Origin of the sequence: Alcanivorax sp. 1008, assembly GCF_020667895.1 — a bacterium.
Lineage (GTDB): Bacteria > Pseudomonadota > Gammaproteobacteria > Pseudomonadales > Alcanivoracaceae > PGZG01.
The window spans coordinates 92,486-109,483 of record NZ_JAFMPS010000009.1 but is presented as its reverse complement, the minus strand read 5'-3'; the positions used below and the strand labels follow the sequence as shown (position 1 = coordinate 109,483).

The window sequence follows — 16,998 nt, the reverse complement described above, 5'->3', positions numbered from 1 at the left end:
ACCAGGTGATCCAGCACCCGGATATCTACCAGTCCCAACGCCTCAACCAGACGGCGAGTAATGGAGCGATCAGCCTCACTGGGCTCGGCCACGCCAGACGGGTGATTGTGCGCCAAAATCAGCGCCGCCGCATTATGTTCAAGACTGCGTCGGACCACTTCTCTAGGGTAAACGGCGGCCCCATCAATAGTGCCACGGAACAACTCCTCAAATGCCAGCACCCGGTGCTTGTTATCCAGAAACAGGCAGGCAAACACCTCATGGGGGTAATGACGCAGCTTGGCCATCAGAAAACGACCAGCATCATCAGGTTTTGTAAGTGAATGCTCGCGCACCATTTCCGCAGCCAAATAACGGCGCCCAAGCTCCAGCGCCCCCAGTAGCTGGGCCAGTCTGGCATTACCCAGACCCGGCTGACTGCGTAATTTTGACAGCGGCATATCCAGCAGCCCGCGTAGTCCTCCGCTGGCGCCAAGTAGCTCGCGGCCGAGATCCACTGCAGTGCGCCCACGGGCCCCGGTGCGCAGAAAGATTGCCAGCAACTCGGCATCGCTGAGCACTTCGGCGCCGCGCTGCAGGAGCTTTTCCCGTGGCCGCTCCGCTGCTGGCCAGTCGCTAATTGCCATGTATTGTCTGCTCCGTGCCATAAAGGACCACTGTTTCACGTTCACCGACGCCGTCTTGCCAGCTTTTACCGCCAGTTGATTTGGGAGATTGCCGCAAAGTGTGTGGTCACTACGCAACCAGCGGCGGTGGTGGTACGCTAGGCACCCTCTTCACCTCAGAATAAAGCGCCACTTCGCCATGGAAAGACTGGTCAATAAACGCATCCTGCTGGGTGTGACTGGTGGCATTGCCGCCTACAAAAGTGCCGAGCTGGTGCGTCGTCTGCAGAATGCCGGCGCGGATGTGCGTGTGGTCATGACCAGCAGCGCCTGCGAATTCATCACCCCTCTGACCATGCAGGCCCTGTCAGGGAACCCGGTGCATACCACCTTGCTGGACCCGGAGGCCGAAGCCGGCATGGGTCATATAGAGCTGGCTCGCTGGGCAGATCTGGTGCTGATTGCACCGGCCAGCGCCAACTTTATGGCGCGGCTGGCCCACGGCCATGCTAATGACCTGCTATCAACCCTCTGTCTGGCCACTGGCGCGCCGATAGCCATCGCTCCAGCCATGAACCAGCAAATGTGGGCAGACCCGGCCACCCAACGCAATCTGCTGATCCTGCAGGAAAAGGCCATCCGGGTGCTCGGGCCAGCCAGCGGCAGTCAGGCCTGTGGTGATATTGGCCCAGGGCGCATGCTCGAGCCTGAAGAGCTGGCACTGGCCGCCGCCGGCATGTTTGACCACCAGCTGCTTACCGGTCGGCATGTGGTGATTACCGCTGGCCCAACCCGCGAAGCCATTGACCCGGTTCGCTACATCACCAACAAGAGTTCCGGCAAAATGGGCTTCGCTCTGGCCGAAGCAGCGGCGGAGGCCGGTGCCCGAGTCACCCTGATCGCCGGCCCGGTCAGTCTGCCAACTCCGAACCGTGTACAGCGCTTCGACGTGGTCCGCGCTCTGGATATGTATGAGGCGAGTCTGGATGTGGTCAATAAAGGCTGTGACATCTTTATTTCTACCGCCGCAGTAGCGGACTATCGCCCCATGATCACCGCCGATCACAAGATCAAGAAGTCCACCGAAGAAGTACATCTGACACTGATCAAAAATCCGGACATCGTGGCTGCTGTTTCTGCCCATGAGCGGCGCCCCTTTACCGTTGGCTTCGCCGCAGAAACTCGAGACGTGGTTAGCTATGCTCAGGGCAAGCTGGAAAACAAGAAGCTCGACATGATCGCTACCAACGATGTCTCCGGCAGCAACGTCGGCTTCAACAGCGACAATAATGCGGTCACAGTAATCTGGCCAGGTGGCCACAAGGTATTGCCTTTGGCCTCGAAAAGGCAGATCGCCAAGCAACTGATTGAGTTAATCGCCATCCGCCAGAGCACCGGCAACCGACAATTTCAGGAGTAGAAATGGAGCTGCAGTTTCGGGTTCTCGATCCACGGCTAGGTCACGAATTTCCATTGCCTGCCCATGCTACCGATGGCTCCGCCGGCCTTGACCTGCGCGCCATGGTTCAGGAAACAACCGTGTTGGCAGCCGGCGAGACTCGGCTACTACCCACTGGCATGGCAATTTATATTGAAGACGCAGGCTACGCGGGCATGATCTTGCCACGCTCCGGCCTGGGCCATAAACATGGCATCGTGCTTGGCAATCTGGTCGGCCTGATCGATGCTGATTATCAGGGCGAACTGATGGTGTCTTGCTGGAACCGTAGCGAGCAGCCATTCACCATTGAGCCGGGAGACCGTATTGCCCAGCTGGTGATCGTGCCGGTACAACAAGTATCTCTACGTCAAGTTGAAAGCTTCTCCGCTAGCGAAAGAGGGGCTGGTGGATTTGGCCACAGCGGCCGGCGTTAAGCAGACGCTGGAAATTGGTTTGAAGGGGGATCATTAGATGAAGAAAAAATCCGCTGCCGCAGATACTCAGGACGATGACAAGGCCGCCAAGGCCAGGAAAAAGCAAGACAAAAAGGCTGCCAAGCAGAGCCATCGAACTGGCTCAGGCATGGCCGGTTATATGTTTGGCGCAGTAGCGCTCAGCGCCGTGGTAATCATTGCGGGCAGTCTGGCGCTGGGCTGGTTGCAATTTGGCCGCCATCAGGCGATGAGCGAGCAGCTTATTGCCCGAACATTGGCTCGCCAGTACACATCCCTGCTGGCCGACGTGGTGCGTGATGCTGAGGCATCCGTAAACAGTATTGTCACCAACCCGGCACTTGATTATGCGTTTGATGACGCCTCGGGCAGCATCGCCGGCGCGCTGGCCGCCGGCCTCCCGGACAGCACACTAACCCTGCTGCCTCCAAATCAGGTTCTGCCCCCGGAAACCCTGTCATTTACCGCCCGCGACTTGCTACAGAAAGCTCGTGAAACTGAGTCCGCCGTGTCCGCTATGGTTCCGGGTAATCCGCCGATGCTTTACGTCGCCCAGCAGGCAGGCGGCGGCGGTTTGGTGCTGATGAAGCAGCCCATGGGGGCATTAGGCCAACTTATGGCACGTATGGCCCCGGACCAAATTCATTTGGTTATTCGCCAACCAGGCGGCCAGCCACTTTTCACCAGCGGCCAACCAACAGCGGAAGGGCAGCAGGCTGACAGCAAAGCTGCCGGTGATGTGGAAGTTGTTGTCACTGTACCCAAAGGCGCCCAGGACCCCGGCCTGCTAACCCTGTTTGCACTGGTATGCACAGGTATGCTGCTAATTGTCGTTACCGGCATATTTTCTGCCTTTTTTGCGGCAACACGCGGGCTGCGCAAAGATGCGGCCCTACTCACCCATTTTGCCGAAGACCTGAGCGACCACGGTCAGGCCTCACCACGTGGCTCGCTATCTTTCCCGCCGCTTGAAGCAGTGGTTAGCAGCCTGAGAAAGCTAGCCGAACTGGGTGGTGTAAAGGGCGCTCCAGCCAGCGCGAAGTTTGCCGCGAAGGAAAGTATCCCGGACGAGTTTATGGTCAGCAATGCGGACAGCACTTTGCTCACTGATGCGGCGGACATTGGCGTTCCAGCAGCCAGCGGACACCAGCTACCGGAATCCATTTTCCGTGAGTACGATATTCGCGGCATTGTTGGTGACACTCTGACCGAAGAAACCGTCGAGCTGCTCGGCCGGGCAATTGGCACAGAGGCGCTGCAGGCTGGACAGCAAACTGTCGTGGTCGGTCGTGATGGTCGCCTGCATAGCCCAAAGCTGGCAGAAGCGCTCATTCGCGGACTAACACAGAGCGGCCGCGATGTTATTGATATCGGCGCCGCACCAACACCCGTGCTGTACTACGCCACCCACATTCTTGATAGCCAATCGGGAATTTCACTGACCGGTAGTCATAACCCCGCCAATCACAATGGCCTGAAAATCGTTATTGATGGCGTTACCCTGACCGGCGACAGGATTCGCGGTCTGCGCGAGCGCATTGCCCGGGGTGAGCTGGCCAGCGGCGAAGGCAAGGTGCGCCAACAGGACGTCAGCGAGCGCTATGTGGACGAAATCTCTCGCGATATCGTGCTAGCCCGGCCAATGAAGGTTGCCGTGGACTGCGGCAATGGCATCGCTGGTCCCGTGGCGGAAAAACTATTTGCCGCTCTGGGCTGTGAAATCGTGCCATTGAATATGGAAGTAGATGGAAACTTCCCCGCCCACCACCCGGATACCAGCAAGCCAGAGAACTATGGCGCCTTGATCTCCGCAGTAAAAGAGCAGGGTTGTGATCTTGGCATCGCTTTCGACGGCGACGGTGACCGCCTTGGCGTCGTCACTCCCAAGGGAGAGATCATCTGGCCGGACCGCCTGATGATGCTATACGCCCGTGACCTGCTGTCACGTAGCCCGGGGGCGGATATTATTTTTGACATTAAATGTAGCCGCGAACTTGCTCGGGTTATCAGCAGCAACGGCGGTCGCCCCTTGATGTGGCGCACCGGGCACTCCCTGATCAAGGCCAAGCTCAAGGAAACCGGTGCACCACTGGCTGGCGAAATGAGTGGCCATATTTTCTTTGCCGATCGCTGGTATGGCTTTGACGATGGCGCCTATGCCGCGGCCCGGTTGCTGGAAATTCTTTCTCTTGAAAGTGGTGATGCGGATGACGTATTCGGCCAGTTAAAAACCGGCATCACCACTCCGGAAATCAATATTCCCTCCACAGACAGGGAAAAGTTTGCTGTGGTGGAAAAGTTAAAGTCCAAGGCGGAAAGCTTTGGCGGCTCAGCCAGCACCATCGATGGCCTGCGGGTTGATTTCGAAGATGGCTGGGGACTGGTGCGCGCATCAAATACTACCGCTGTGCTGGTGGCTCGATTTGAAGGTCGTGATGATGCAGCGCTCAAGCGCATCAGCAAACTTTTTCATGACCAGCTTCTGGCCATTGATCCTTCTCTGAAACTGTCTTTCTGACGGAGCAAACATGGAACAGACTCGCGCCGGGGATATCGCCCGCGTCCTGATCGAAGCACTGCCCTACATCCAGCGCTTCTCTGGCAAGACCGTGGTGATTAAATACGGCGGCAATGCAATGGACTCGGAGGAGCTGCAAAACTCCTTCGCACGCGACATCGTGATGATGAAAGCCGTCGGCATGCGTCCGGTAGTCGTGCATGGCGGCGGCCCACAGATTGGTGACTTGCTGGCTCGTCTGGGCAAGGAATCGAAATTCATACAAGGAATGCGCGTCACCGACAACGAAACCATGGATGTGGTGCAGATGGTTTTGGGCGGTCTGGTCAACAAACAGATCGTCAATTTGATCCACCGTAATGGTGGTCGCGCCATCGGCCTGACTGGCAAGGATGGCGAGCTGATCCGCGCTCGCAAGATGCTGCTAACGCCGGGGGCTGATGACCCGGCGCTGAAAGTGTCGGAAATTATCGACCTGGGTCACGTTGGCGAAGTACAGGGCATTGATACACGGGTGCTGGACATGGTGCTGAACAGCGATTTCATTCCCGTCATTGCCCCGATCGGCGTCGACGATCAAGGCCAGTCGTACAATATCAACGCCGACTTGGTGGCCGGCAAAATGGCCGAGGTTTTGCGGGCAGAAAAGCTGATTCTGCTAACTAATGTTGCCGGGCTCAAAGACAAACAAGGCAAGATTCTCACCGGTCTGTCCGCCGAGCGTGTTCAGGAGCTGATTGCCGATGGCACCATCTTCGGCGGCATGCTGCCGAAGATAGATTGCGCCCTTTCCGCGGTACAAAATGGGGTTTCCTCGTCTCATATTATTGATGGTCGAGTAGCTCATGCGGTACTGCTGGAAATCCTCACCGATCGCGGTATCGGTACTCTGATAACAAGAAAATAGGTAAAGCCCGATGAATGAGCAGGCACCCTCTCGCAAGGAACAGATTCTGCAGGCCTTGGCCCACATGCTGGAGGCCACCCCAGGCGGGCGCATCACCACCGCCGGCCTGGCCCGGGAAGTAGGTGTGTCGGAAGCCGCGCTTTACCGGCACTTTCCAAGCAAGGCCAAGATGTTCGAGGGGCTGATCGGCTTTATTGAAGACAGCATCTTCTCGCGCATTAACCGGATCATTCAGGAAACCCCTGATGCGCTATCTCAGGTGAGGCAGATGCTGCAATTACTGCTGGCCTTTACCGAAGGCAACCCGGGCATCACCCGGCTACTAACCGGCGATGCACTGACCGGTGAAAATGATCGCCTGCGCCAGCGCATCGAACAGTTCTACAGCCGGGTGGAAAGCCAGCTCAAGCAAGTACTGCGGGACGCAGAGTTGAAGCAGGGCCTACGCACCCATGCCACCCCCACTATCACTGCCAACCTGCTGCTGGCAGCGGTGGAGGGCCGTATCGCCCAATTCGTTCGTTCGGGCTTCCGTGATACCCCAACACGGGACTGGAATGACCAGTGGGGGCTACTGCAGGCAATCATTTTCCGGCAGTAACGGACAGCCGCACTTACTTGCTGTCCTCTATTGCCTTGAGACGACTAATGATCGGGGCAAAGTCTTCACCTACAGCGATAATATCCTGCTCAAACTCGGCGATCTTTTCTTCCTGCTCGCGGATTTGCCGGGTGTATAAATCAATATTCCCCTGCACCACTTCCGGCACTGGCTTTCCCGCACGCTCTGCGGCTGCGGCCTTGGCCACCTCCTCGGCGAGCTTACTATCGAGCTGGCCGATAATCCCCCGGGCGTAATCAATGCCTAGCCGAAACGAGGACGTTTGCCTGTCTCTGGCACGCTCCGCATCCTCTGGAGTGGGGTACAGACGGCGTAACTGAGCATCCTGATGACGGATGCGCATCTCCTGACGCATCTTGAGGCGCTCTTCCTCCGGGATTGCCGCATCAACCACCTTTAGCACCCGGCCTCGATTATCAATCACCTCGTAGCCGCTCTGAATGGCCTGCTCCGGCAAAACACTGCTGATCATCAGGTTGCCGTCGGCGGCGCGGAATCGATACAACGCGCCCGGGGGCAGGGCATCAGCATCTGCGCCAAGACCCGGCGGACCCGCGTGAACACTTGCCGCCGAAGGCAACAAAACAACTAACATCAAAAATGCTGCAAGGCTATTTCGCATAATCAAACGCCATACTGACGACGGTAATCCTGCATCTGCACCAACTGCTGCTCCTGAGAGGGCTGGTCAGCCAGATACTGGATGATATCGGCAAGGCCGACAATACTATGGACCGGCACACCGAGAACCTGTTCAACTTCCTGAATTGCCGATAACGCTCCCTGGCCCTTTTCCTGACGATCCAATGCCACCAGCACTGCAGCCATCTGCGCCTCGGTTCTGGTAAACATTGCCGCCACCTCGCGAATTGCCGTGCCTGCGGTAATCACATCATCGATTACCAGAACCCGCCCGGTGAGGGGCGCACCAACCAGCCAGCCACCCTCTCCATGATCCTTGGCTTCCTTGCGATTGAAGGCCCATGGCAAATCACGGCCATGATGCTCAGCCAGCGCCACCGCAACTGCCGCCACCAGAGGAATTCCCTTATATGCCGGCCCAAACAGCATATCGAACTGCAAACCACTGGCAACAATGGCATCCGCGTAGTAACGCCCCAATGCCGCCAATGCCGCACCAGTGTTGAAGGTGCCGGCATTGAAGAAATAGGGGCTCTGGCGCCCGGATTTCAAGGTGAACTCACCAAACTTCAGGGCCCCACGGGCCATGGCAAACTCAATGAACTGTGTTTTGTAGGCTTCCATCAATTACCAGCCCAATACCTGTTGTTGCTTTGTGACAATTTCAGCGATGCCATGTTCCGCCAGCGCCAGCATGCTGTTCTGCTGATCACGGGTAAAGGGAGCTCCCTCGGCAGTGCCCTGCACCTCAATAAATCCGCCGTGCTGGTTCATCACCACATTCATATCCGTCTCGGCGTTGGAGTCTTCATCGTAATCCAGATCCAGCACTGCCACTCCCTTGTACATGCCAACGGATACGGACGCCACCAGCGACTGTAGTGGGTCATCCTTGATGCGCTTTTTCTCCAATAGATGACTCAACGCATCCACCATGGCAACGCAGGCTCCGGATATAGAGGCTGTGCGGGTGCCTCCGTCGGCCTGCAGCACATCGCAGTCGAGGGTAATGGTGTTTTCGCCAAGCTTGCTCAGATCCACGGAGGCGCGCAACGAGCGACCGATCAGGCGCTGGATTTCCAGTGTCCGACCGCCCTGCTGACCGCGACTGGCCTCGCGCTGATTGCGGGTATGGGTACTGCGCGGCAGCATGCCGTACTCTGCGGTCACCCAGCCGCGTCCCTTGCCCTTGAGAAAACGCGGCACGTTCTCCTCCACAGAGGCGGTACACAGCACCTTGGTGTTACCGAACTCCACCAGCACGCTGCCTTCGGCATAACGGGTGTACTGACGGGTGAAACGGATCTCGCGAAGCTGATCAGGCTGTCGGCCGGAAGGGCGCATTGAATCTGTCCTGGGTCGATGGGCGGGGCGCTATTGTAGACCACATGGGCCGGCTTCGGGGTGGTGAAAACGTACAGCATTCCTGCGGAGCTGTTAGAATCGCCGCTTTGCACAATCAGGGACCCGCCATGATTTACAGCATGACCGCCTTTGCCCGGGTCGAGAAACAGCTTGATGACGTCACTCTGATCTGGGAACTGAAATCGGTCAATCACCGCTATCTGGAGGTTAGCCCGCGGCTTCCGGAAGCTTTCCGCGACATTGAGGGGCCATTGCGCGAGCAGTGCCGCAAGGCGCTGGGAAGGGGCAAGCTTGAGGTAGGCCTGCGCTATCAGCTAAAGGGCGGCGAAGGTGAGCTGACCCTGAATGAAGCCTTGGTGCAGCAGCTTGCCAGCGCCGCCCGCAAGGTTGGCGATATCATGCGCCACCCTGCTCCGGTGGATATAACCTCCATTCTGCGCTTTCCCGGGGTTATGCAGGGCATGGAAACGGACCTGTCCGGACATAGCAAAACTGCGCTGACGTTATTGGATGATGGCCTGAGAGCGCTAGCGGAAGCCCGAGCCCGCGAGGGTGAAACTCTCGCCAGCCTGATCAACGAGCGGCTGGCCGCAGTTGTGGTGCAGGTTGAGCGAGTCCGCACCGCTCTCCCGGCGATCCTCGACAACCTGCGCGATAAGCTCAAAAAGCGCGTCGAAGAAGTTATTGCCAGCCCGGATGCACAGCGCCTGGAGCAAGAAATCGTTATCCTCGCCCAGAAGATGGATGTCGCCGAGGAGCTGGACCGACTCCTTAGCCATGTCGGAGAAGTGCGCCGCTCGTTGCAGGACGGAGGCCAGATTGGCCGCCGGCTGGACTTCCTGATGCAGGAACTGAATCGCGAAGCCAATACACTGGGCTCCAAATCCGTTGATACCGAAACCACTCAGGCCGCCATTGAACTCAAGGTACTTATTGAGCAAATGCGTGAGCAGGTACAGAACATCGAGTAGCCCATGACCATCATCAAAGGCACCCTGTATATCGTTTCGGCACCCTCTGGTGCCGGCAAAACCAGCCTGCTGGCCAAGTTGCTGGAGCAGTCCTCCACCCTTTGCCTGTCTATCTCACACACCACCCGGCCGATCCGGCCCGGCGAGACTGACGGGGTAAACTATCACTTTACCGATCGTGGCAGCTTTGTCCGGCTGGTGGAGCAGGGCCGCTTTCTTGAGCACGCAGAGGTATTCGGCAACCTGTACGGCACCTCAGCTGACTGGGTCAGCATGACCCTCAAGAGCGGCATGGACGTGATCCTTGAAATCGACTGGCAAGGCGCCCAGCAGATCCGCCGGTTGGTGCCGGAGACTGTCAGTATTTTCATCTTGCCCCCTTCCCTGCCGGTGCTGGCTGAGCGGCTACGTGCTCGCGGTCAGGACGGGGAGCAGGTTATCGCCCAGCGCCTTGCCGGCGCACGTGACGAGATCAGCCACTACGGCGAATATGACTATCTGGTGGTCAATGATGACTTTGAGCGGGCGCTGGCCGATATGGCCGCGATCATCCGCGCTGAACGTCAGCGCACCCCCCGCCAGGAGAATGGCCGAATAGCCCTGATCAGTGACCTGTTGTCCGGAGTGGCCCCAACACAGTAGAATCGCCATCCGCTTAAGAGGTGACCTATGGCTCGTGTAACTGTTGAAGACTGCCTGGAAAACATGGAAAACCGCTTTGAACTGGTTCTGGTAGCGGCCCGCCGCGCCCGCCAGCTACAGACCGGTGGCAAGGAACCCCGTGTCGCCTGGGAGAATGACAAGCCAAGTGTTGTCGCCCTGCGCGAGATCGCCGATGGCTTGGTAACCCGCGATTTTGTCGACAACGACAGCGAAGCCCGCCGGGACGCAATCGACGAACTTGCCCTGCTGACCGAGTCGTTCAGCAACTAACCGCTGAGGGGATTGTAAAATCCTTTCTTTTTCAATAAGTCATGACGCCTTCTTGAGAAGGCGTCATAGACAAATCGCCACGCCCCTCCTAAGCTCCCAAGGGTCGACACACGAACCCTGAAGGCACGCTTGGCCACCATCCACAATCTTGTTAAACGGCTGAAAAGTTATCTGGACGATGATCAGATCGCCCGGGTTGTCCGTGCCTACGAGTTCGCCGAGCGGGCCCACGAAGGTCAGTACCGGCGTAGCGGGGACCCGTACATCACCCACCCGCTAGCAGTGGCCAACATCCTCATCGACATGCACATGGACCACGAGAGCCTGATGGCGGCCCTGCTCCACGACGTGCTCGAAGACTGCGGCGTGGGCAAGGATCAACTGGCCGCCCAGTTCAGTCCAGAGGTCGCCGAGCTGGTTGATGGCGTGTCTAAAATCGCCCAGATCAAGTTCGAATCAAAGGCTGAGCAGCAGGCTGAAAACCTGCGCAAGATGATGCTCGCCATGACCCGCGATATCCGCGTCATTCTGGTGAAGCTGGCCGACCGCCTGCACAACATGCGCACCTTGCATGTAATGCCACCGGAAAAGCGTAAACGCATAGCGCTTGAGACGATGGAGATTTACGCTCCTATCGCCAATCGTCTGGGCATGTACAACATGCGCGTGGAATACGAAGATCTCGGCTTTAATGCTATTTATCCCATGCGCGCGCGACTGATTGCCAAGGCAGTCAAATCCGCACGAGGTCATCGCAAGGAAATTCTTTCAACCCTCAAAGCGAGCATCGAACACTGCCTGGAACAGGAAGGCATTGAAGCGCGGGTGATTGGCCGGGAAAAACACCTTTATAGCATCTACATGAAAATGAAGGAGCAGCAAAAAAGCTTTGCTGACATCATGGACGTGTATGGCTTTCGCATTATTGTTGACCGGGTAGACACCTGCTACCGGGTACTTGGCGCCACGCATAATTACTTCACACCCATTCCCGGGCGCTTCAAAGACTACATCGCCATACCAAAGGCCAATGGCTACCAATCACTGCACACCACTCTGAAGGCGCGCTCCGGTTTACCGCTGGAGATTCAGGTACGAACCGAAGAAATGGAAGCAATGGCCAATAACGGCATTGCCGCCCACTGGTTATACAAAATTGATGACCCGGCCACCGGCAGCCCAACCCAGAGCAGAGCCCAGTCGTGGATGGGGCGGCTGCTGGAAATGCAGCAAAAAGCGGGCGACTCGATGGAGTTTATCGAGAACGTCAAAGTAGATTTGTTTCCCGACGAGGTCTACATATTTACGCCGAAGGGCCAGATCAAGGAGTTGCCGGCAGGCGCCACACCGGTGGACTTTGCTTACGCCGTTCATTCTAAAATTGGCAATACCTGCGTGGCCGCTCGTATCGACGGCCAGCTGGCGGCGCTATCAACACCGCTGGAATCCGGCCAAACCGTACGTGTTATTACAGCGCCAAATGCCACTCCCAATCCGGCATGGCTTAATTTCGTTGTTACCGCGAAAGCACGCTCGACTATTCGCCACTTCCTGAAGAGCCAGCGCCATGAAGAGTCCGTGGAACTGGGTGAACGTCTCCTGGAAAAGGCATTATCCGCCTATGGCAAAACCATGAATGAGCTTCCCGTAGAAAGAGTCGTCTCAGAACTGGCCGCGAACGGCTACACCTCTTTCGACGAATTACTCGGCGAAATCGGCATGGGCAATCGGCTAGCTCCACTGGTCGCGCGTAAACTGCTCGGCGGCCGCGAAGAAGAGTCCACATCCGGCGAAGAGCGCAAGCCGATTGCCATCCGAGGCACAGAAGGCCTGCTGGTCAGTTATGCCAAGTGCTGCCACCCATTACCTGGCGACCATGTCCTCGGCCATCTCAGCGCCGGGCGTGGCATCGTGGTACATCGCGATAACTGCAAGAATGTCCTGGCGGAACTAAGAAACAATCCGGAAAAATGTATCGCTTTGGGCTGGGATTCAGGAGTCGACCATGAATTTAGTGCCGCCCTGCGCATCGAACTGATCAACAAGAAAGGTGTGCTGGCAACATTGGCAACACTCCTCTCCGAGCAGGGTTCCAATATCGAAAACATAAGCATGGCTGAAAAAGATGCCACTCTGACTGTCATCAATGCGATTATCATGGTTCACGACCGCATTCATCTGGCCAGAATCATCAAGAAGCTACGCATGCTATCCAACGTGATCCGCATCCAGCGGCTCTGAACAACTTTTTTGCCACGGCTGAGGCACAGGAGATTTTTCATGCCCAATCGCTCAATTATCTCGACCGAAAAAGCGCCGCGAGCTATCGGCACTTACTCGCAAGCCGTAAAGGTTGGCGATACTGTTTATCTAAGCGGCCAGATACCGCTTGATCCGAAAACCATGATGCTGGCCACAGGCGATATGGAAGCCCAGATCGTGCGTGTGTTCGAAAACCTGAAAGCAGTATGCGAAGCCGCAGGCGGCAGCCTGCAGCAAATCGTCAAACTGAACATTTTCCTGATCGATCTGCAGCACTTTACTTTGGTCAATGAAGTGATGGCGCGTTATTTTGAGCAGCCCTACCCGGCCCGCGCTGCCGTTGCTGTGGCCGCGCTGCCCAAGGACGCTCAGGTGGAAATGGATGGCGTGATGGTGATCGACTGAGCTATATCAGTGTAGCGTAACCACTGCGATAATCCGGGTGGCTCAGCTTATAGTTTCCCTCTTCGATAAACCTGCTGCGTATCCTCTTGCCCGGGGCAATATCCGGCTCTGCCAGATCAATGGCTTGCCCGGTTTGCTCCGCAATCCAGTTAAGCACCGCGACGTTTAGCGCCGGCGCCGCATCCGTGCCAACCACAACCGGCCACTGCATTTCTCCGCGCAGCCAGCCTTCGCCAATGCGATACAGCAAACCAACACAGTCCTGACTATGAATGCGGTTAGTCCATCGCGGCGATGGCCCTTTGCCACCCTGACGTATGGCATTCACCTGATGCAGCAACCGTTCGCGGCCCGGCCCATATATTCCCGAGAAACGCACGGCGGAGGATAAGGTGCGCAGCGAAATTTCCTGCTCTGCGGCCAGCAGAATACGGCCATTGAATGCTTCCGGCCTGGGCTCCTGCAGTTCATCCGGCATACCGCCTTGCTCGCCATAAACTGCGGTGCTGGATACAAAAATCACCGGCGGCAATGGCTGCTGTTCGATCAGAGCATCCAGCAGACGAGCAGGAGCAGTAAGATAGGCAGCCCGGTAACCAGCCTCATCACGGGTTGAGGGCGTCATGATGATGTACAGCAGATCGATCTGATCCGGTGGCAACTGCACGGGATCAGAAAACAAGTCCTGAGGATAGAGATCTATCCCGGCGGGAGCCTCAGTGCCGCGACGAATAGCACTGACTTGATGGCCAGAGGCCAACCACCCCTGCGCCAGAGCCGACCCCAAATCACCCAGACCAGCGACAAGAATATGCGCCAAATGCTCTCTCCCCCTGCACAGTTAGCTGTTACACTTTGCCATAGTCAAACTCTATCAACATAAGGCCGACCATGACTCTAACAGAACTACGCTATCTCGTCGCACTGGCCCGGGAAAAGCATTTTGGCCGCGCCGCTGATGTGTGCAACGTCAGCCAACCAACCCTCAGCGCCGCGATCAAAAAACTTGAAGACCATTTAGGCATGACCCTGTTCGAGCGCCGGCCAAGGGAGGTTCGGGTTAGCGCCGAGGCGGAGCCCATCATTCATCAAGCGCAGCGGGTTCTGGAGCAGGCCGAGTTACTTGAGCAACTGGCCGACAAACAACGGGATCAGTTAAGCGCTCCACTGCGCATTGGCGCAATTTTTACTGTAGCTCCCTATTTGTTCCCGGTAATTGTTCCTCAGATTCGTAAAGCAGCGCCGCAGATGCCGCTATTTATTGAGGAAAACTACACCCATGTACTGCGCACCAAGCTGGAAAATGGTGAGCTCGATGCCATTATCGTAGCACTGCCGTTTTCCGGCGGAGGTCTTGTTCGAGCCAAAATGTACGAAGAATCCTTCTCCGTTTTGCTGCCAGCCAATCATCCATGGACCAACCAAAAAAGCATTCGCCCAGATCAACTGCTTGATGAAACGCTTCTTCTTCTCGGCGAAGGACACTGTTTCCGGGATCAGGTTCTGGAGCTGTGCCCGGCCATTGATTCCAGCAAGCAGAAGCATCTGGTTCAGATCGAAGGTGGCTCACTGGAAACCCTGCGCCATATGGTAGCCGGAGGTCTTGGTATCACCATCTTGCCGAACTCCGCGCTGCGCCATAACAACTACAGCGAGGATACCTTTGCGGTACGTCCATTCATAAAGCCCGTCCCATCCCGAACCATCGCCCTGGTATGGCGTGACAGCTTTCCCCGGCCAAAGGCTATTGAGATGGTCCGCCAGGCGGTGCCCAAGGAAGGTCTGTCCCGGTGAATTCTCTGGCGGAAACGCCGGTTACCCGCCTTAAAGGCGCTGGGCCCAAAGTGGCCGAGCGCCTGCAAAACCTTGGCATTCAGTCAGTCGAAGACTTGCTGTTCCATCTGCCATTTCGCTATGAGGATCGCACCTGCGTAGTACCCATCGGCAGCCTCCGGCCAGAGCAGTCCGCTGTCATTGAAGGTGAAGTACTACTGGCCGATATTATATTTGGCAAACGCCGTAGCCTGCTATGCAAGGTCAGCGATGGCACGGGCACACTGTCGCTGCGCTTTTATCATTTTAGTGCTGCTCAGAAAAACAACCTTGAGCGCGGCGCGAGAATACGGGTCTATGGCGAGGCACGGGTTGGCGCCTCTGGGCTTGAATTTTATCACCCCGAATATCAAGTCGCTCGATCCTCACTTCCTCCTTTGGAGAAGGCCCTGACCCCGGTCTACCCAACTACCGATGGGGTTAGTCAATTATTGCTACGCAAATTGATGATCGAAGCGCTGCAGATTCTTTCTCGCCAGCCGCCACGAGATCTTCTTCCCGAATCAGTAATGCAGCAGCAGGGACTGCCGTCACTACAACAAGCTCTACATAAACTTCATGCTCCGCTTCCGGATGACCCGGTGGATATGTTGTTGGCAGGCGAGCACCCCAGTGTGCGACGTCTGGTGATTGAGGAAATGATCGCCCATCAACTTGGCATGCTTGGCCGCCGCGCAGGCCAGCGCGCACATCAGGCACCATTATTTGAAACCGATGGTTTGCGCACATCGCTACTTGGCTCGTTACCGTTTGACCTCACCCGCGCTCAGCAAAGAGTGATTGGCGAAATCGATGCAGATCTACAGATTCCACATCCCATGCTTAGACTTGTGCAGGGTGATGTCGGTTCAGGGAAGACACTGGTAGCAGCCTGCGCCGCGCTATCGGCAATTTCAGCTGGTTATCAAGTCGCACTGATGGCACCCACTGAAATCCTCGCTGAGCAGCATTACCGCAACTTCTGCCATTGGCTTAAGCCGCTTGGCATTAATGTGGCGTGGCTGGTGGGCAGTCTTGGTGTCAAGGCCCGCCGGGAGGCCAACCAGCAAATCAGTGACGGCAGCGCTCAGGTTATCGTCGGCACCCATGCCCTGTTTCAACCAGCCGTTTGCTTTCACCGTCTTGGCCTGACCATCATTGATGAACAGCACCGATTCGGCGTTCACCAACGTCTGGCGCTCAGGGAGAAGGGTCATATTGGCGATCAGGTACCACACCAACTGGTACTGACTGCAACCCCCATTCCACGCACACTGGCGATGAGTGTTTACGGTGACCTGGACACTTCAGTGATTGATGAACTGCCTCCGGGCAGACAAGCCATCGACACCGTAGTCATCAGCGAGTCACGCCGGCCACAGGTAATCGAACGGATTCGTAATGCCTGTATATCAGGCGCCCAAGCTTACTGGGTGTGCACCCTTATCGAAGAGTCTGAGGCTCTGCAGGCAAGCGCGGCAGAGCTAACCTGCACTCTCCTGCAAGAGGCTCTGCCGGAGCTGAACATAGAACTTGTCCATGGCCGCCTCAAGACACAGGAAAAAGCCCAGCGCATGGCTCGCTTCGCCAACGGAGAAGCACAGTTACTGGTAGCCACCACAGTTATCGAGGTGGGTGTCGATGTCGCCAACGCCTCATTGATGGTGATCGAAAATGCTGAGCGTCTGGGTCTATCTCAACTACATCAGTTACGTGGCCGGGTAGGTCGTGGTAGCGAGAAAAGCTACTGCGTCCTGATGTACAGTACGCCTCTGTCGCAGACCGCTCAGCGCCGCCTGGCAGTAATGCGCGAAACCAATGACGGCTTCCGCATTGCTGAAGAGGATCTGCGACTACGCGGCCCGGGCGAATGGCTCGGCACTCGACAAACTGGCGAGCTGGCGTTCCGCGTGGTCGATCTGATGCGCGACGAAGCATTAATGGAGCCAGCCAGGGAGATGGCAGAGATCATGCAGCGTGATTATCCGCAGCACGTTGAGCCACTGATTCGTCGCTGGTTAAAGGGTGGCGAAAATTACGCAGATATTTGAGGAGAAGCAGAG

The 16,998-nt window shown here is 56.8% G+C and carries 17 protein-coding genes; 12 read left to right on the top strand and 5 right to left on the bottom strand.

What is annotated here, in order from left to right; genetic code table 11:
• On the bottom strand, window positions 1-626 hold a 626-nt coding region (gene radC / locus J1C54_RS11560; RefSeq protein ID WP_229147829.1), incomplete at its 3' end, for a DNA repair protein RadC.
• 178 nt (window positions 627-804) lie between these two features.
• Between radC and coaBC the strand changes: the two genes are divergently transcribed.
• Genes coaBC through slmA form a run of 5 tightly spaced genes read left to right on the top strand, consistent with a single transcriptional unit; the run spans window position 805 to window position 6,524 of the window.
• On the top strand, window positions 805-2,025 hold the full coding sequence (gene coaBC, locus J1C54_RS11555; protein WP_229147825.1) for a bifunctional phosphopantothenoylcysteine decarboxylase/phosphopantothenate--cysteine ligase CoaBC: 1,221 nt from the start codon (window positions 805-807) through the stop codon (window positions 2,023-2,025).
• A gap of 2 nt (window positions 2,026-2,027) precedes the next feature.
• Complete coding sequence (gene dut, locus J1C54_RS11550) at window positions 2,028-2,480, top strand: dUTP diphosphatase (RefSeq protein ID WP_229147818.1); 453 nt, start codon at window positions 2,028-2,030, stop codon at window positions 2,478-2,480.
• A 37-nt stretch (window positions 2,481-2,517) separates the two neighbouring features.
• Complete coding sequence (locus tag J1C54_RS16645) at window positions 2,518-5,016, top strand: phosphomannomutase/phosphoglucomutase (protein WP_304504407.1); 2,499 nt, start codon at window positions 2,518-2,520, stop codon at window positions 5,014-5,016.
• Between the two features lie 10 nt (window positions 5,017-5,026).
• The gene (gene argB / locus J1C54_RS11540; protein WP_229147814.1) at window positions 5,027-5,923 is read left to right on the top strand and encodes an acetylglutamate kinase; all 897 of its coding nucleotides are present in this window, start codon (window positions 5,027-5,029) and stop codon (window positions 5,921-5,923) included.
• Window positions 5,924-5,933: 10 nt separating this feature from the next.
• Window positions 5,934-6,524: a nucleoid occlusion factor SlmA gene (gene slmA, locus J1C54_RS11535; protein ID WP_229147811.1), complete on the top strand. Its 591-nt coding sequence runs from the start codon at window positions 5,934-5,936 to the stop codon at window positions 6,522-6,524.
• Window positions 6,525-6,537: 13 nt separating this feature from the next.
• Here the strand turns inward: slmA and J1C54_RS11530 are convergent, their stop codons facing one another.
• From J1C54_RS11530 to rph, 3 genes are read right to left on the bottom strand one after another with little or no spacing between them, the layout of a single operon-like run.
• A complete protein-coding gene (locus J1C54_RS11530) occupies window positions 6,538-7,167 on the bottom strand; it encodes a hypothetical protein (protein WP_229147810.1) in 630 nt (209 codons plus the stop codon).
• A 2-nt stretch (window positions 7,168-7,169) separates the two neighbouring features.
• Complete coding sequence (gene pyrE, locus J1C54_RS11525; protein WP_229147809.1) at window positions 7,170-7,811, bottom strand: orotate phosphoribosyltransferase; 642 nt, start codon at window positions 7,809-7,811, stop codon at window positions 7,170-7,172.
• A 3-nt stretch (window positions 7,812-7,814) separates the two neighbouring features.
• Window positions 7,815-8,531: a ribonuclease PH gene (gene rph / locus J1C54_RS11520; RefSeq protein WP_229147807.1), complete on the bottom strand. Its 717-nt coding sequence runs from the start codon at window positions 8,529-8,531 to the stop codon at window positions 7,815-7,817.
• 128 nt (window positions 8,532-8,659) lie between these two features.
• On the opposite strand from rph, the gene J1C54_RS11515 reads away from it, so the two are divergent.
• The 5 genes from J1C54_RS11515 to J1C54_RS11495 all read left to right on the top strand — a co-directional run bounded on the left by J1C54_RS11515 (window position 8,660) and on the right by J1C54_RS11495 (window position 13,123).
• Window positions 8,660-9,523: a YicC/YloC family endoribonuclease gene (locus J1C54_RS11515; RefSeq protein ID WP_229147803.1), complete on the top strand. Its 864-nt coding sequence runs from the start codon at window positions 8,660-8,662 to the stop codon at window positions 9,521-9,523.
• Between the two features lie 3 nt (window positions 9,524-9,526).
• Window positions 9,527-10,165 (top strand): guanylate kinase, encoded by a 639-nt coding sequence (gene gmk / locus J1C54_RS11510; protein WP_229147799.1) that lies wholly within the window; start codon window positions 9,527-9,529, stop codon window positions 10,163-10,165.
• A gap of 27 nt (window positions 10,166-10,192) precedes the next feature.
• The gene (gene rpoZ / locus J1C54_RS11505) at window positions 10,193-10,456 is read left to right on the top strand and encodes a DNA-directed RNA polymerase subunit omega (protein WP_229147797.1); all 264 of its coding nucleotides are present in this window, start codon (window positions 10,193-10,195) and stop codon (window positions 10,454-10,456) included.
• Window positions 10,457-10,585: 129 nt separating this feature from the next.
• Window positions 10,586-12,697, top strand: a complete 2,112-nt coding sequence (gene spoT, locus J1C54_RS11500; protein ID WP_229147792.1) for a bifunctional GTP diphosphokinase/guanosine-3',5'-bis pyrophosphate 3'-pyrophosphohydrolase — start codon at window positions 10,586-10,588, stop codon at window positions 12,695-12,697.
• A 39-nt stretch (window positions 12,698-12,736) separates the two neighbouring features.
• On the top strand, window positions 12,737-13,123 hold the full coding sequence (locus tag J1C54_RS11495) for a Rid family detoxifying hydrolase (protein WP_229147788.1): 387 nt from the start codon (window positions 12,737-12,739) through the stop codon (window positions 13,121-13,123).
• Window position 13,124: 1 nt separating this feature from the next.
• Here the strand turns inward: J1C54_RS11495 and J1C54_RS11490 are convergent, their stop codons facing one another.
• Window positions 13,125-13,943, bottom strand: a complete 819-nt coding sequence (locus J1C54_RS11490; RefSeq protein ID WP_229147786.1) for an NAD-dependent epimerase/dehydratase family protein — start codon at window positions 13,941-13,943, stop codon at window positions 13,125-13,127.
• 71 nt (window positions 13,944-14,014) lie between these two features.
• Here J1C54_RS11490 and J1C54_RS11485 point away from each other — a divergent pair, with 71 nt between their 5' ends.
• Together J1C54_RS11485 and recG are read left to right on the top strand one after the other, a co-directional pair.
• Window positions 14,015-14,917 carry a hydrogen peroxide-inducible genes activator gene (locus tag J1C54_RS11485; RefSeq protein ID WP_229147785.1) on the top strand — a complete coding sequence of 301 codons (903 nt, stop codon included), beginning with the start codon at window positions 14,015-14,017 and terminating at the stop codon, window positions 14,915-14,917.
• Window positions 14,914-16,986 (top strand): ATP-dependent DNA helicase RecG, encoded by a 2,073-nt coding sequence (gene recG / locus J1C54_RS11480; protein WP_229147782.1) that lies wholly within the window; start codon window positions 14,914-14,916, stop codon window positions 16,984-16,986. Before J1C54_RS11485 ends, recG begins: the two co-directional genes overlap by 4 nt.
• Window positions 16,987-16,998 lie beyond the last annotated feature (12 nt).